Origin of the sequence: Streptomyces sp. NBC_00335 (genome assembly GCF_036127095.1) — a bacterium.
Taxonomy (GTDB): Bacteria; Actinomycetota; Actinomycetes; order Streptomycetales; family Streptomycetaceae; genus Streptomyces.
Genome location: NZ_CP108006.1, coordinates 6198238 through 6212869 on the forward strand (window position 1 = coordinate 6198238; position 14632 = coordinate 6212869).

Genomic DNA, 14632 nt, shown 5'->3' on the forward strand with positions numbered 1-14632 from the left:
CGCCGGAAATGAGCCTACGCGCACGCACTCGTCCGCACGTCACTCGAAGGTTTGGCAAGTTGTTCGATCAAGAGGCGGGCAGGTTCACCCATCTGTGGCTTCTGCTCCAGGTTTGCCTCTTAGACCTGACGAGGTCCGAAACACTCGGACCACTCTCGCAAGGGGACGCGGGGTCCCTTTGCATCATTTCCACAGAGCCTCCCCGGTCTGGCCCAACGCCACAGGCCGAAGTCGAGGATCTGCGGGGGGAAAGGCCGAAATGGTCCACAAGAACCGGATGAACAGGCTCGCCGCCGTCTGCCTCGCGGCCGCCATAGCATCCGTCGCGGTACCCGGAGCGGCCGCGCAGGCGGCGGTCGCTCCGCGAGTCGACCTGCGGGTCCTCGTCGTCGACGACGGCGGGAGCTCGGTCGAGGCGATCACGGCGGAACTCCGCGACACGGGGGTTCCGTACACCCGCATCGACCTGGGCAGCGGGAGCCGTCCGGTCGTCAACGCGGCGTTCCTCGCCGACACGGTCGACGGGCGGCCGCGCGCCAAGTTCCAGAGCGTGGTGCTGCCGAACGAGAACCCGTTCGGGGCGGGCTCGGCCGAGATGGCGGCGCTCGCCGCGTACGAGACGACGTACGGGATCCGCCAGGTCGACGCCTACACCTGGGCGCACCCGGGCGTAGGCCTGGAGTACACCGACAACGGCGGCTACAGCGGCACCCTCGACGGCACCCAGGCCGCCGTCACCGCCGCCGGCCAGGCGGGCCCCTTCGCCTACCTCGGGGGGCAGGTGGCCTTCGAGGACAACTCGCCGCTGATCCCCGAGAGCTACGGGTTCATGGCCAAGCCGCGGCCGGGCTACACCAGCTACCTCGACGCCCCGGTCGGCTCCGGACGGGCCTCGCTCGTCGGCGAGTACACCCACGACGGGCGCAGCGAACTGGTCGTCACCTTCGGCTACAACCAGTACCAGCAGCAGTTCCGGCTGCTGGCCCGGGGCATCGTCGAGTGGATGACCCAGGGCGTCCACCTGGGCCAGGAGCGCAACTACTTCGCGGTCCACGTCGACGACGTCTTCGCCCCGGACGCCCGCTGGAACAAGGACCTCAACTGCACCCCGGGCGACTACGCCTGCGCCGGCGGCGAGGGCCAGGAGTCCACGATCCGGATGACGGCCGCCGACGCCGTGTACGCGGCGCAGTGGCAGACGTCCAAGAACTTCAAGCTCGACATGCTCTTCAACGGCGGCGCCGGTGAGGAGTGGAAGGCGGAGCACGGCGGGGTCGACGCCCTGACCGCCCAGCTCGTCGCCGACCGGGCGAAGTACCGGTGGATGAACCACACCTACACCCACCCCTTCCTCGGCTGCGTCCAGGACACCACCACCGTCCCGTGGACCTGCACGAAGAACAGCGCCGGCGCGATCAACTACATGAGCCGCGCCGAGATCTCGGCGCAGATCCGGGACAACAACAACTGGGCCGCCGCCAAGGGCATCACCACCGACCGCACCGAACTGGTCACCGGTGAGCACTCCGGCCTCAAGACGCTTCCGCAGCAGCCCCAGGACAACCCCAACCTGGCCGGCGCGCTCGCCGACAACGGCGTGAAGTGGGCGGGCAGCGACAACTCCCGCGAGCCCGCACAGCGGGCGGTCGGCGCCGCGCTGACCGTCCCCCGGCACCCGATGAACGTGTACTACAACACGGGCACCAACGCCGAGATGGCCGACGAGTACAACTGGATCTACACCAGCCGGGCCGACGGCGGCAGCGGCATCTGCGAGGACAACCCCGGCACCTCCACCTGCCTGCCGGCCCCGCTCGACGCCACCACGGGCTACCTGAACTACATCGTCCCGGCCGAGGCCAGGACCGCCATGCGGCACGTCCTGAACAACGACCCGCGCCCGCACTACGTCCACCAGTCCAACCTCGCCGAGGACCGCACCCTTTACCCGGTGCTCAACCAGGTCCTCGACACCTACCGCACCCTCTACGCGCCCTCCGCGCCGATCGTGAACCAGAGCATGAAGGACACCGGCGTCGAGCTCCAGCGCCGCGCCGCCTGGAACGCGGCCGTGGCCGCCAACCAGGTCACCGCCTACCGCATCGGCAAGGTCGTCACCGTCAAGGCGCCCTCCGGAGTCGTGGCCCCGGTCACCGTGCCCACCGGCACCAAGAAGCAGCTCCTGCTGGGCACCGCGGACTTCGGCACCGCCTACGCCGGATCCCGCTCCACCTGGACGGCTCCCGAACTGCTGCAGAGCGCCGTCACGCTCAACACGCCCTGACGTTCCACCTGCCCTGACCAGCCGGGCGGGCACGTACAAGACAGCCACGCGTACCACCTAGCGCCGGCGCTCCGCGAACCACGGGCGCCGGCCCCTTTTCCGTCCTTGGGGGGACACACCGCATGAGCCATGGGCGCCATGTCACCATGCTCACCGAAGGCACCTACCCGCACGTCCACGGGGGCGTCAGCACATGGTGCGACCAACTGGTCCGCGGCATGCCGGAGGTCGACTTCAACGTCATAGCCCTGACCGGCTCCGGACGCGAGCCGGTCACCTGGGAGTTGCCGCGCAACGTCTACCGCCACACCAGCGTTCCCCTCTGGGGTGCCCCGCCGGCCCGCAGACTCCGCTCCGGACTGCGGGGCAAGGCCCGGCGCGGTTTCGCCGAGACCTACGAGACCTTCCTGCTCTCCCTGCTCGACCCCGCCCGCGGCGGATTCTCCGAATCCCTGCGCGAACTGGCCCGCCTCGCCCGCTCCGGGCGGCTCGCCGCGGCCCTGCGCTCCGAATCGGTGCTGCGCCTGCTGATGACCGTCTGGACCCGCCCCGGCCTGGTCACCGCCGACGCCGAGCCCACCATCCACGACGCGCTCACCGCCACCGACCTGCTGGAACACGCGCTGCGCCCGCTGTCCGTGCGGATCCCGCCCGACAGCGTCGCCCACGCGGTGAGCAGCGGACTGGCCACCCTCCCGGCGCTCGCCGCCAAGTACCTCGACGACGTGCCCTTCCTCCTCACCGAGCACGGCATCTACCTGCGCGAGCGCTACCTCGGCTACCGCAGCGCCGAACAGCGCTGGCCCGTCAAGGCGCTCATGCTCGGCTTCTACCGCGAGCTCAACACCGAGGGCTACCGGCAGGCCGACCTGATCACCCCGTGCAACCAGTACAACCGCCGCTGGGAGGAGCGCGGGGGCGCCGACTCCGAGCGGATCCGCACCGTCTACAACGGCGTCGACCCGCACGCCTTCCCCGAGGCCGGTCCCGAACCGGAGGTCCCCACCCTCAGCTGGTGCGGACGCATCGACCCCATCAAGGACCTCGAAACCCTCATCCGCGCCTACGCGTTCATGCGCGAGGAGCTCCCCGCCCTGCGGCTGCGCCTCTTCGGCCCGGTCCCGGCCGGCTGCGAGGAGTACAAGCTGCGGCTGGAGAAGCTCGCCGCCGAACTGGGCGTGAGTGACGGGATCTCCTACGAGGGCCGCATCGAGCAGGTCGCGCAGGCCTACGCGGCCGGCTCCATCGTGATGCTCTCCTCCATCAGCGAGGGCTTCCCCTTCTCCATCATCGAGGCCATGTCCTGCGGCCGCACCACCGTCTCCACCGACGTGGGCGGGGTCCGCGAGGCCGTCGGCGACACCGGTCTCGTCGTCCCGCCGCGCGAGCCCGAGACCATGGCCCGCGCCACCCTCGCCCTGCTCCGCGACGACGAACGCCGCGCGGAACTGGGCCGGATGTCCCGCAAGCGGGTGGTGGAGAAGTTCACGCTCCACCAGTCCGTGGACGGCTTCCGCCACATCTACCGCGAGCTCGCCGGCCAGCCCGTCCTGCCCGTCCACGTGGGCGACGAGTGGACCCAGCGCCTCGCCGACCCCTGGTACAAGGAACTCGCCGCCGACGGGAGCATGTGGTGAGCGGATCCCTGTGGCTCAAGCCGCCCGGCCCGGACGGGACCTGGGTGCCGGTCGGCCACGCCGCGGCTGCCGGGCGCGGTACGGCGCCCGCCGCGGACGCGGCCGACGCCCTGCCCGGCATCCCCCGGCCGCGCCGCGAAGGGCGCGACGGGCGCGACGGGCGCGGCGATCTCGTCGGACCGGCCGCCGACCCGATGGACGAACTCGCCGAGCGCCTCGACGTGTTCATCGCCGCCGCCGTCCACCCCGACGAGATCGCCGCCGTCCTGGAATCCGACGGCATGACCGACGAGCACATCCGCCTCGCCTACGGACGCCAGGACTCCTTCGGCCTCGCCGAGGAGCTCTACGCCCGGGTGCCGCGCTCCTTCCCGGAACCCGACCGGGTCCCCGACCCCTGGAAGGTCCCCCTCACCGCCTGCCTCCTGCGCGGGGTGATCTTCGCCCTGCCCGGGCTCGCCTATCTGCTGGGCGCGCCCCTGCTGGACGGGCCCCAGGACCGGCTGGGGCTGCCCGCCGGGACGCTCACCCTGCTCGCCGGGGCGCTCATCGGCTGGGTCTGGGACCAGACCCTGTCCCACCGGGCGTACTCCTGGCTGGGCCTCGGCGACCGGGCCGCCGCCGGGCGGACCCTGCTCGCCGGAGCTCCCGCGGGGGCCCTCCTGGGCACCGCCGCCGCGCTCGCGGTACCCGGCGGGCCCCCCTTCTCCTACGCCTTCGCCGCCGGTCAGGCCCTCTACGTCGGGGCCGCCACCGTGCTGCTCGTCCTCGGGCGGGAGCGGCTGCTGCTGGCCGCGCTCGCACCGATGGCCGCCGGGGCGCTGCTCTCGCTCTTCCTGGAACTTCCCATCCCGGTCCGGGTGTTCCTGCTGACGGCCTCCCTCCTGGCCGCCTGCGTCCTGGCCGGACGGGAACTGCCGCTGGCCGACGGCCTACGGGCCCTCGCGCTCCGCGTCCGAGGCTGGACGGAGCACCGGCCGGGCCAGCGGGGCCCGGTGCGCTGGCAGATGCTGCGCGGCGCCGAGGAGGAGTACGCGCCGCGCGGGCCCCGGCTCGGGGACTCCGTCCCGTACGGGGTGTTCGGCCTGGGCACCGGTCTGCTCGTGCTGTACGCGGCCCTGGGGGAGGTGCTCGCCGGCGGCCCCGCCGAGGCGGTCGCCGCCCCCTCGGCGGTGGCGCTCACCCTCAGCATGGGCCCCGCCGAATGGCTGCTCCACCGGTTCCGCAGCGGCAGCCTCGCCGGGCTGCGGGCGGCCCGCTCGCCCCGGCAGTTCCGACTGCGCATGCTCTCCACCCTGGCCCGGTGTCTCGCCACCTACCTGGCGGTGCTGCTGGCCCTCGGCCTCACCGGAACCCTGCTCTGGCCCGGTGCGCCCGGCCTGACCGGGGTCCGCGTTGCCACCCTGCTGCTCCTCGGGGCCGTGATGTGGACCGGGCTGCTCCTGCAGTCCTTCGGGGCGGTCCGGCCCGCCGCCGTGGTCTGCGCCTCGGCCGCCGTCGCGCAGAGCCTGGCCCTGCTCCTGGACCTCGGCCGGCCGCGCGCCGTGCAACTGGCCGTCGCCGCAGCCGCGGCCCTCGCCCTGGGCGCGCTGGTCTGCCTGCTGCTCGGCCGCGCGACGGCACACCGCTGACCCCCGCTGCCCGGGCCGCCCCCTTGAAGCGCCGCCCCGCCGTGCGTCACCGCCGCCGCACGTGACCCCGTACGAGAAGAAGGACCTCATGCTCCTGGTGCCCCTCTACGAGCACCCCGCAGACCGCCCCGAGTACTGGGAGCGGCTCATCCGCGCCGCGGGCCGGCTGCACTCCGTGGTGCTCAACCCCGCCAGCGGGCCCGGCGAGGCCCCCGACGAGCGGTTCGCCGCCGTCGCGGAACGGCTCCGCGGGGCCGGGGTGCCCGTCCTGGGGTACGTCGACACCGACTACGGGCGCCGCCCGCACGCCGCCGTGGTGCAGGACCTGCTGCGCCACCGCGACTGGTACGGCACCGACGGGACCTTCCTGGACCAGGCCGCGGCCGGTCCGGAGTTCCTGCCGCACTACCGGCGGCTCGGCGTCGCGGCGCGGGCCGCCGGGGCCCGTACCGTCGTCCTCAACCACGGAGTGCACCCGCACCCGGGCTACGCCGAACTCGCCGACCTGCTCGTCACCTTCGAGGGACCCTGGGACGCCTACCGGGACGCGGCCGCCGTTCCCCCGTGGACCGCGGACCACCCCGCCCACCGGTTCTGCCACCTCGTCTACGCCGTCCCGCCGGGCGCCCCGGCCGCCGAACTCGCCGAGCGGCTGGCGGCGCAGCGGGGGGCGGGGGTGCACTGCGCGGTCCCGGGGACCGGCGCGCACCCGTGGGGGACCCTGCCGTACGCCCTGGAGGCCGCCGGATGAGACGCCCGTCCACCCACTCGTCCACCCGCCCGTCCTGCGGCCGGTCCGTCCGCCGCCGCCTGCTGTTCCTCGTACCCCTCCTGCTGCTCGCGGCCTGCACTTCCGGACCGGACGGGGACGGGGACGAGGAAGCCCGCCCCGACGACCTCTCGCCCGCCCCCGCGCCGGGGGAGCGCTGGCAGCCGGCCCCCGGGGTCAGCTGGCAGTGGCAGCTCACCGGGAAGCTCGACACCTCGGTGAAGGCGGCGGTCTACGACATCGACGGGTTCACCACCACCAAGGAGCAGGTCGCCGAGCTGAAGGCGGCCGGCCGGCGGACCATCTGCTACCTCTCCACCGGCGCCTGGGAGGACTTCCGGCCCGACGCCGGGGCCTTCCCGGCGTCGATGCGCGGGGAGGGCAACGGCTGGGAGGGCGAGCGCTGGCTCGACATCCGGCGGCTCGCGGAACTGGAACCGCTGATCGCCAAGCGGTTCGACATGTGCCGGGACAAGGGCTTCGACGCGGTGGAGCCGGACAACATGGACGCCTACCGCAACACGTCCGGCTTCCCGCTCACCGCCGGCGACCAGCTGAACTACAACCGGCTCATCGTGCGGCTCGCCCACGACCGGGGCCTGTCGGTCGGGCTGAAGAACGACCTGGACCAGATCCCGGAGCTGGTGGGGGACTTCGACTTCGCGGTCAACGAGCAGTGCGCCCAGTACGACGAATGCGGACGGCTGACCCCGTTCATCGCGGCGGGCAAGGCGGTCTTCCACGTGGAGTACGAGCTCCCGGCGAGCCGGTTCTGCGAGGCCACGCGGGAGCTGAAGCTCAGCTCGCTGGAGAAGAAGTACGACCTCGGGGTCTGGCGCCGGACCTGCCCGGCCTAGGGCGAAAGGGACGCCCTGGGCGGTCCCTTTGCAACAGGACCGCGGAGGCCCGTCGGGCACGGTCAAAGCCAGCCGCGCTGGGCCGCCTTGAGGCCCGCTTCGAAGCGGCTCGTGGCGTTCAGGCGTTCCATCAGGGCAGCCATCTGCCTGCGCACCGTGCGCAGTGACACGTTCAGCCGCTTGCCCGCCGCCTCGTCCGTCAGACCGGAGGCCAGCAGTTTGAGGAGTTCGCGTTCGGTCAGGGTGAGGCCGTCGTTGCCGTCCGGCGCCCGGTGGGGCCGGTCCGCACCGAGCGGGACGGCGGCTTCCCAGGTCTGTTCGAAGAGAGCGGTCAGGGAGGCCACGACGCCCGGTGCGCTGGTGCACAGCGCACCCAGGCGGGTGTTGGCCGGGTCGATGGGCACGATCGCGGTCCGTCTGTCGATGATCACGAGCCGGGGCGGCAGCATGGGGCTGCTGCGCACCTCGCCGCCGTTCTCGCTCATCCAGCGGGCGTAGGCGAGGGTCGCGGGGTCGTTGCGCGCGCTGTCCTGATAGACCGACAGGAGCTTGATGCCCCGGCTCATCGCGTCGCTGTCGAGGGGGCGCGAGGCATCCATGCTGCTCTGCGACTGCGCGCCGCCCGGCATGATGGACAGGCACTCGCCGGTGAGGCTTCTGCCGAGGTCTTCCAGCCGGCTCTGGATGGCGTCGAGGCCGACCAGCCGTTCGGTGCCGTCCACGCTGGTGTTGGGCCGCAGCGTGGCGTACTCGGCGACCGTGCGCGCCATCGCCTCCTTGCTCTGGAGCAGTTCCTGCTGGCGCTTGAGGAGGTCGGCCTCCTGACGGCGCACGATTACCTGGAGCCCGACCTCGGGGCTCACGGCGCGCAGCAGCCCGGAGCCCTCGCGGGACGGCTGCAGCAACCCCAGGTCGAGCAGCCGGTCGAGGCCGTCGCGCACCCGCGTCTCCGGCAGGGCGAGGTGTTCGCTCAGCTCGGCCACGCCCGCGTTGGACCGGGTCAGCAGCGCCCGGTAGACGGATTCGACCTCCGGATCGAGCCCCAGTGCTTCCAGCATGCAGTCCCCCCGGACCTTGGGCTCCGTCACGGAACGCCCACTTGGCTCACACGGATCGTGTACCCCCTGCGCATCCTCGACGAAGACCAGATCAACTCGCAAGCGCGAAGGCCGGTGGCCGGGGCCCGCCGGGTGCGGGTGCGCCGGGACGGCTCTGGCACCAAGAGGCCAGCCACCTTGGTGCCACCCGCAAGGGCTTCCGGGGGTGTGGGCGCCCGGACAGGATGGTGCTCACCGCAAGGGCGGCGAAAGCAACGACCGCCCACCAACGGGGCAAGGGCTCCGAACCATCCACATCGGCCGAAAGTGCCGACAGTGCTGTCGCCGACCAGGGGGAACGCCATGTCCACGACTGCCCGTCTCATCGCCACCGCAGGTCTCGCACTCGTGGCTTCGGTGGCCGGCTTCGGCGCACTGGCGCAGCAGGCCGGGCACCCGGCCGGGCACCCGGACCACGTGAACGTGGCAGGTCTCGCATGGGACTCCGCAGGTGCCCGTGACGCATCCGCCCCGGCCCCCCGGCACTGAGCCGCCGCAACCGGGCCACCTGCTCCCGGCTCCCGGCCTGACCCGACGGGCTGATCAGGATGTACATCGTCCGCGTACTGCTCATCGACTCCCGGCCGCACGGCGCCGCGCGGGTTGCGGACCGTCCCCCAGGACTCCTCGGTGACCTGCTGTGGGCGCACGCCCGGCCGTCGGACCGGTTCGAGCACATCTCGATCCGCTCCACGGGAACCGGCCTGGAGGCCGTGATCTTCCTGCGGGCCACCTCCGAGAGCTCGGCTCTCACCGGCGTACGCGAGTTCTTCCTGCGGGTACGGGGACCGCTGGCCGCCCACGACTACGCGCCCGTGGTGCCCACCTTCTGACACCGCGCCCGCTCGTCCCTCAACTCCCCTGTCGCGCGGCAGTGTTGTTCACCGACCCCCTGTCGCCATCCCAGGCCTGCCCGCACAACTTGGAGACGCCTTCATGTCCCGCGTACCCCGTCGTACGGCCGTCGTACGTGCCACCCTGCTCGCCACCTCGCTGGCCTCGGTCGTCCTCGGCGTGACCGTCCCGGCGGGCGCCGCCGAGCCGACCCCGGTCGCCCCGCTCTCGGCGCCGGCCGCGGACCTGAGCGGCATCACGCCGTTCACCCCGACGGTGCCCAACCCGACCAACGCCACGCGGGCCGAGCTGGACGCCGCGGCGAAGAAGAACGGCCTGGCCGCGGCCCCCCAGGCGAACACGCTGGCCGCGAGCGCGGTGGGCGGACGGATCAGCCGTGCCGAAGTCATAGCCCGGGCCAAGACGTGGACCGATGCCGGCGTCCCCTACAGCCAGACCTCCTACCTGACGTCCTTCGGTCAGCGCTACCGCACGGACTGCTCGGGCTTCGTCTCGATGGCCTGGAACCTCGCCACCTCCGCGTCCAACAACTGGGGCGAGACCACCCCCACGCTGCCGAGCTTCTCCTCCTCGATCTCGAAGTCGGAGCTGAAGCCGGGCGACATCCTGCTGAACCCCTCGCCGGGCAACGACGGCCACGTGGTGATCTTCAACGGGTGGGCCAACGCCGAACGCACCAAGTACCACGGCCTGGAGGAGGCCGGTGGCCGGGGTGCCGTCGCACGCACCGTCGACTACCCGTACTTCGCCGGTCACGGCACCTTCAGCCCCCGCCGCTACGACAACATCACCGACTCGACGGGCGGTGACCTGACGGGTGACGGCAAGGCCGATCTGGTGGCTCTGGAGTCGGACGGGTCGATCACCGCCGCCGATGGCACGGGCAATGGGTTCACGAACTATCACAAGATCGCGAGTGGTTTCGGTCTGCACATGACTGCCGACCGGCTGAACTACGTGGACGCGGACGGTGATGGCAAGGCGGATCTGATCGGTCTGGAAACCAATGGGACGATCACCCTTGCCAAGGGCACGGGGAGTGGTTTCACCAACTACCACACCATTTCCAGCGGTTACGGCGAATACGTCAACAACAGCCGGCTCAAGGCCGCCGACATCACCGGTGACGGCAAGGCCGACCTGCTGGCGGTGGAGAGCGATGGATCGCTGACCCTCGCGGTGGGTACCGGCAACGGCTTCACCAACTTCCACAAGGTGGCCTCTGGCTTCGGCGAGTACGTGACCGGCAGCCGGCTCAAGCTCGCCGATATCACCGGTGACGGCAAGGCGGACCTGATCGCCCTGGAGAACAACGGATCGCTCACCCTCGCCGTCAGCAATGGCGATGGCTTCTCCAACTACCACACGATTTCCAGCGGATACGGCGACTACGTCACCATGGACCGCCTCCGCTTCGGTGACATCACCGGTGACGGCAAGGCCGACGTCCTCGCGGTCGAGATGGACGGCAGCCTGACCCTCGGCGTCGGGACCGGGAACGGCTTCAAGGACTTCCACAAGGTCGCCACCGGCTTCGGCACCTTCGTCAACGACCACCGCCTCCAGCTCGCCGGCTGACCCTCAAGGCATTCAGCCCACACGCCCCGCCGCACCTCGCCGGCGGGGCCTGAGGCGTCGGCCTAGCCCACCGGCAGGATCGCGTGCACCCGGTAGCCGCCCCCGAAGCGGGGCCCGGCGAAGCAGGAGCCGCCCAGGGCCACGGCCCGTTCGCGCATGCCGAGCAGGCCGTGCCCGCCGCCGGGATCGCGGGGTTCCGGCGAGGGGTCGGCCGCGGAGCCGCCGTCGTCCAGCACGGTCACCTCCACCGAGCCGCCCACCCGCACCACGCTGACCTCGGCTCCGGCCCCCGGACCCGCGTGCTTGCGGACGTTGGTCAGCGCCTCCTGGATCACCCGGTACGCCGCCAGGTCCACGGCGGCCGGCAGCGGAACCGCGGCTGCCGGGCCCAGCTGGACCATCACCTTCACCGGGAGCCCGGCGTGCCGGAAGGTGCCCACCAGATCGTCGAGGACGGCCAGACCGGGCGCCGGTTCGGTCGGAGCCTCCGGGTCGCCGGACTGGCGCAGCAGGCCCAGGGTCGCCCGCAGCTCGTTCAGGGCCGAGCGGCTGGCGTCCCGTACGTGTGCCAGGGCCTCCTTGGCCTGGTCCGGGCGCTTGTCCATGACGTGCGCGGCCACCCCGGCCTGCACGTTGACCAGGGCGATGTGATGGGCCACCACGTCGTGCAGGTCCCGGGCGATCCGCAGCCGCTCCTCGGCGACCCGGCGCCGGGCCTCCTCCTCGCGGGTCCGCTCGGCGCGCTCGGCCCGCTCCTGGATGGCGTCGATGAAGGCCCGGCGGCTGCGCACCGCGTCCCCGGCGGCCGCGGCCATGCCGGTCCAGGCGAAGATGCCGAGGTTCTCCTGGGAGTACCAGGGCAGCGGCCCGGCCAGCATGGCCACGCCCGTCAGCCCGGCCATGGTGAGCAGGCCGAGCTTCCAGGTGGTGGGCCGGTCGGTGCGGGAGGCCACCGTGTACAGGGCGATCACCGTGCACATGGCGACGGGCGCCCGCGGCTCCCCGGTGGTCAGTTCCAGCAGCGAGAGCCCGACGGCCACGGCCAGCACCGCGCGCGGCCGCCGGCGCCGCAGCACCAGGGTGGCCGCGCCGAGCACCATGAGGACCAGCGAGAACGGCTCGGGGGTGCGGGTCCCGAAGGTCGGCCCGTACTCCCCGTGCGGGTCGGCGAAGGACGCGACGACCATGGCGACGAGCGCCCCGAACGCCAGTACGGCGTCGGTGGCCAGCGGATGGTCCCGCATCCACTGCCGTGTGGGGGCGAACGGCCCGAGGTCTGTCGTCACCCCGATACGGTACGGCCCCGCGCGCGTTCTCAGACCCGGGGCGGCGCCGCGGGAGGCGTCCCGGGCGGAGCCGGAGGCTGGCTCGCGGCCGGGGGCCGCCCCAGCGGGGCGCGGGAGCGCTCCGGGCCCCACTTGGCGCGGACCAGGCAGATCAGCATCACCGAGGCGATGGCGGCCAGGTGCTCCTTGCCCGCCAGGTTGTCCTTGAAGAGCAGTTCGCCGATCATGACCAGGATCACGACGGAGCCGGTCAGGTACGCCCGGTAGCGCCAGCAGACGTACACGGCGAGCCCGACCACCGCCGCCGAGGGCCCGGTGTCGTTGACGATCCGGTCCGACGCGGGCAGGCCGAAGGGGTGGTCCGGGCCCAGCGAGAGCCCGATCCGCGCGTACGTGGTCCCGGCCAGGGTGGCCACGTAGCCGATGAGCAGCGTGCGCCACCAGCCGATGCAGATCTCCGAGATCCCGAAGACGAGCAGGATCTGCGCGAGCGCCCCCCACACCGGCAGGTCCAGCGCCGGGACGAACAGCGACAGCGGGGTCCGCAGCAGGGCCAGCCAGAACGGGTCGACGGCCTTGACCGACCCGAGGTCCTGGACCGGCTGGAAGCCCCACGAGGTCTGCTGCACGATCTGGAAGACCGCGGTCAGGCAGACCGCGCCGAGGGTCATCGGGATCGCCCGCCACTTGTCGCGGACGAGCGCGTCCCGGACCGTCCGGTAGAGGGGTCCCCACTCGCGGCGGGCGAACCGCCGCAGTGAGCCGGTGCTCAACGCTTGCTCTCCAGATGTCTGCGGTGCATCCACTTCGGCAGCCCGGGTGCTTCCAGGAAGCCCTCGGCCCGGCCCGCCGCGATTCCGATCCGCAGCAGGTCCGAACTCTTCTCGAAGAGCATGAACCGCGGTTCCCAGATCGGCCGGTATTTGGCGTTGGCCCGGTAGAGGGACTCGATCTGCCACCAGCGCGAGAAGAAGCTCAGCAGCGAGCGCCACAGACGCAGCACCGGACCGGCGCCGAGCTTCGACCCGCGCTCGAATACGGACCGGAACATCGCGAAGTTGAGCGAGACCTGGGTGACCCCGATCTCCTTGGCGCGTTCCAGGAGTTCGATGACCATGAACTCCATCAGGCCGTTCTCGGAGTCCCGGTCACGGCGCATCAGGTCCAGCGACAGACCCTTGGGGCCCCAGGGCACGAAGGACAGCACGGCGCGCAGTTCGCCCTCGCCGTCGAAGCACTCCAGCATCACGCACTGGCCGTCGTCGGGATCGCCCAGCCGGCCCAGCGCCATCGAGAAGCCGCGCTCGGTCGCGCCGTCGCGCCAGTCGTCGGCGCGCACCAGGAGCACGTCCATCTCCTCGGCGGGGATGTCGGCGTGGCGGCGGATGCGGACGGTGTACCCGGCCCGCTTGACCCGGTTGTACGCCTGGCGGACGGTCCGCATGGCGCGGCCCTCCAGGGTGAACTCGTCGGTCTCGACGATGGCCTCGTCGCCCAGCTCCAGCGCGTCCAGTCCGTGCCGGGCGTAGATCTGCCCGGCTTCCTCGCTGGCGCCCATGACGGCGGGGACCCAGCCGTGCTCGCGGGCCTCGGCCAGCCAGGGTTCGATCGCGCCGGGCCAGGCCTCGGGGTCCCCGATCGGGTCGCCGGAGGCCAGGGAGACCCCGCCGACGACGCGGTAGGTGACCGCGGCCTTGCCGGTGGGGGACCAGATGACGGACTTCTCGCGGCGCAGCGCGAAGTAGCCCAGCGAGTCGCGGTCGCCGTGCCGGGCGAGCAGCAGGCGCAGCTTCTCCTCGTCCTCCTCGCCGAGCGGGTCCACGGCGCGGCGCGAGCGGAAGGCCGCGAACAGCACGGCGAGCAGCAGCAGCGTCGACATCACGTTGATCGTCACGTCCACCCAGCCCGGGGTGGTGATCGTGTTGTACGCCTTGTCGTCCGGGGCCAGGGTGACCAGCCGCATCACGCCGTACCGCCAGCGGGCCAGGAACGTGGCGTCCGCGGCGTCCGGGTCGGTGTTGGTCGCGCCGACGAGCAGGGCGGCGACCAGCGAGGTCACCAGCAGGCCGACGGAGGCGACCAGGCTGGCCAGCAGCGGGTTGGAGCGGTCGCCCTTGGCGTAGAACTCCCGGCGGCCCAGCAGGAGGGCGCCGACGAAGAGCGCGGTCAGCCCGAAGGCCACCCAGTTCTGGGGGTGGACGCGGAACTCCGGGTAGCAGAACTCGTGGGAGCCCCCCGAGCACGGGGTGAAGGAGGCGACGGCGGCCATGGCGAAGGCCGCCAGGAGCAGCCCGCTGAGCACGAGGTTGAGGATCCACGCCGCGCGTTTGCGGCGGCCCATGGTGACGGTGAGCAGCAGCGAGAACGCCGCGGAGGCGAAGCCCGCCGTGAGCAGGTACGGGGTGTAGAAATCGGCGGTGCTGTGCCGGCGCAGGTCCTGGCCGAGCGAGAACCACACCGCGCTGAGCAGGTTGACGAAGGTGACGGCACGCAAGTACCACACCGCGAAGGCGGCGCCGCGCCGCGAGCGGGCGCTTCCCCGGCCGGTCTCCCGGGTGTCCCCCTGGGACTTCTCCTGGGTGCCGGCCTGGGCGTTCCCCCGCCCGCCCCCCGGATTGTTTCTGCCGTTCGGATCCCC

The 14632-nt window shown here is 72.1% G+C and carries 12 protein-coding genes; 8 read left to right on the forward strand and 4 right to left on the reverse strand.

The window, feature by feature from the left end:
* Positions 1-259: 259 nt before the first annotated feature.
* The 5 genes from OHA37_RS28135 (at position 260) to OHA37_RS28155 (ending at position 7178) form a co-directional block, all read left to right on the forward strand.
* The gene (locus tag OHA37_RS28135; protein WP_266909357.1) at positions 260-2284 is read left to right on the forward strand and encodes a hypothetical protein; all 2025 of its coding nucleotides are present in this window, start codon (positions 260-262) and stop codon (positions 2282-2284) included.
* Between the two features lie 122 nt (positions 2285-2406).
* Positions 2407-3921 (forward strand): GT4 family glycosyltransferase PelF, encoded by a 1515-nt coding sequence (gene pelF, locus OHA37_RS28140; RefSeq protein WP_266909358.1) that lies wholly within the window; start codon positions 2407-2409, stop codon positions 3919-3921.
* Positions 3918-5552: a hypothetical protein gene (locus OHA37_RS28145; protein ID WP_266909359.1), complete on the forward strand. Its 1635-nt coding sequence runs from the start codon at positions 3918-3920 to the stop codon at positions 5550-5552. Before pelF ends, OHA37_RS28145 begins: the two co-directional genes overlap by 4 nt.
* A gap of 88 nt (positions 5553-5640) precedes the next feature.
* Positions 5641-6303 (forward strand): spherulation-specific family 4 protein, encoded by a 663-nt coding sequence (locus tag OHA37_RS28150; protein ID WP_266913145.1) that lies wholly within the window; start codon positions 5641-5643, stop codon positions 6301-6303.
* Positions 6300-7178 (forward strand): endo alpha-1,4 polygalactosaminidase, encoded by an 879-nt coding sequence (locus OHA37_RS28155; protein WP_266909360.1) that lies wholly within the window; start codon positions 6300-6302, stop codon positions 7176-7178. The genes OHA37_RS28150 and OHA37_RS28155 overlap by 4 nt, the downstream gene beginning before the upstream one ends.
* A gap of 62 nt (positions 7179-7240) precedes the next feature.
* On the opposite strand, the gene OHA37_RS28160 is transcribed toward OHA37_RS28155, so the two are convergent.
* The gene (locus tag OHA37_RS28160) at positions 7241-8236 is read right to left on the reverse strand and encodes a helix-turn-helix domain-containing protein (RefSeq protein ID WP_266913146.1); all 996 of its coding nucleotides are present in this window, start codon (positions 8234-8236) and stop codon (positions 7241-7243) included.
* A gap of 342 nt (positions 8237-8578) precedes the next feature.
* On the opposite strand from OHA37_RS28160, the gene OHA37_RS28165 reads away from it, so the two are divergent.
* From OHA37_RS28165 to OHA37_RS28175, 3 genes are all read left to right on the forward strand, one after another.
* On the forward strand, positions 8579-8764 hold the full coding sequence (locus OHA37_RS28165; RefSeq protein ID WP_266909361.1) for a hypothetical protein: 186 nt from the start codon (positions 8579-8581) through the stop codon (positions 8762-8764).
* Positions 8765-8823: 59 nt separating this feature from the next.
* Positions 8824-9108 (forward strand): hypothetical protein, encoded by a 285-nt coding sequence (locus OHA37_RS28170; protein WP_266909362.1) that lies wholly within the window; start codon positions 8824-8826, stop codon positions 9106-9108.
* Between the two features lie 103 nt (positions 9109-9211).
* Positions 9212-10708 carry a C40 family peptidase gene (locus tag OHA37_RS28175; protein WP_266909363.1) on the forward strand — a complete coding sequence of 499 codons (1497 nt, stop codon included), beginning with the start codon at positions 9212-9214 and terminating at the stop codon, positions 10706-10708.
* Positions 10709-10770: 62 nt separating this feature from the next.
* Here the strand turns inward: OHA37_RS28175 and OHA37_RS28180 are convergent, their stop codons facing one another.
* Genes OHA37_RS28180 through OHA37_RS28190 form a run of 3 tightly spaced genes read right to left on the reverse strand, consistent with a single transcriptional unit; the run spans position 10771 to position 14497 of the window.
* Positions 10771-11994 carry a sensor histidine kinase gene (locus OHA37_RS28180; protein WP_443046225.1) on the reverse strand — a complete coding sequence of 408 codons (1224 nt, stop codon included), beginning with the start codon at positions 11992-11994 and terminating at the stop codon, positions 10771-10773.
* Positions 11995-12023: 29 nt separating this feature from the next.
* The gene (locus OHA37_RS28185; RefSeq protein WP_266909364.1) at positions 12024-12767 is read right to left on the reverse strand and encodes a hypothetical protein; all 744 of its coding nucleotides are present in this window, start codon (positions 12765-12767) and stop codon (positions 12024-12026) included.
* Positions 12764-14497, reverse strand: coding sequence for a phosphatidylglycerol lysyltransferase domain-containing protein (locus OHA37_RS28190; protein ID WP_443046333.1), 1734 nt, complete (start codon positions 14495-14497; stop codon positions 12764-12766). Before OHA37_RS28190 ends, OHA37_RS28185 begins: the two co-directional genes overlap by 4 nt.
* Positions 14498-14632 lie beyond the last annotated feature (135 nt).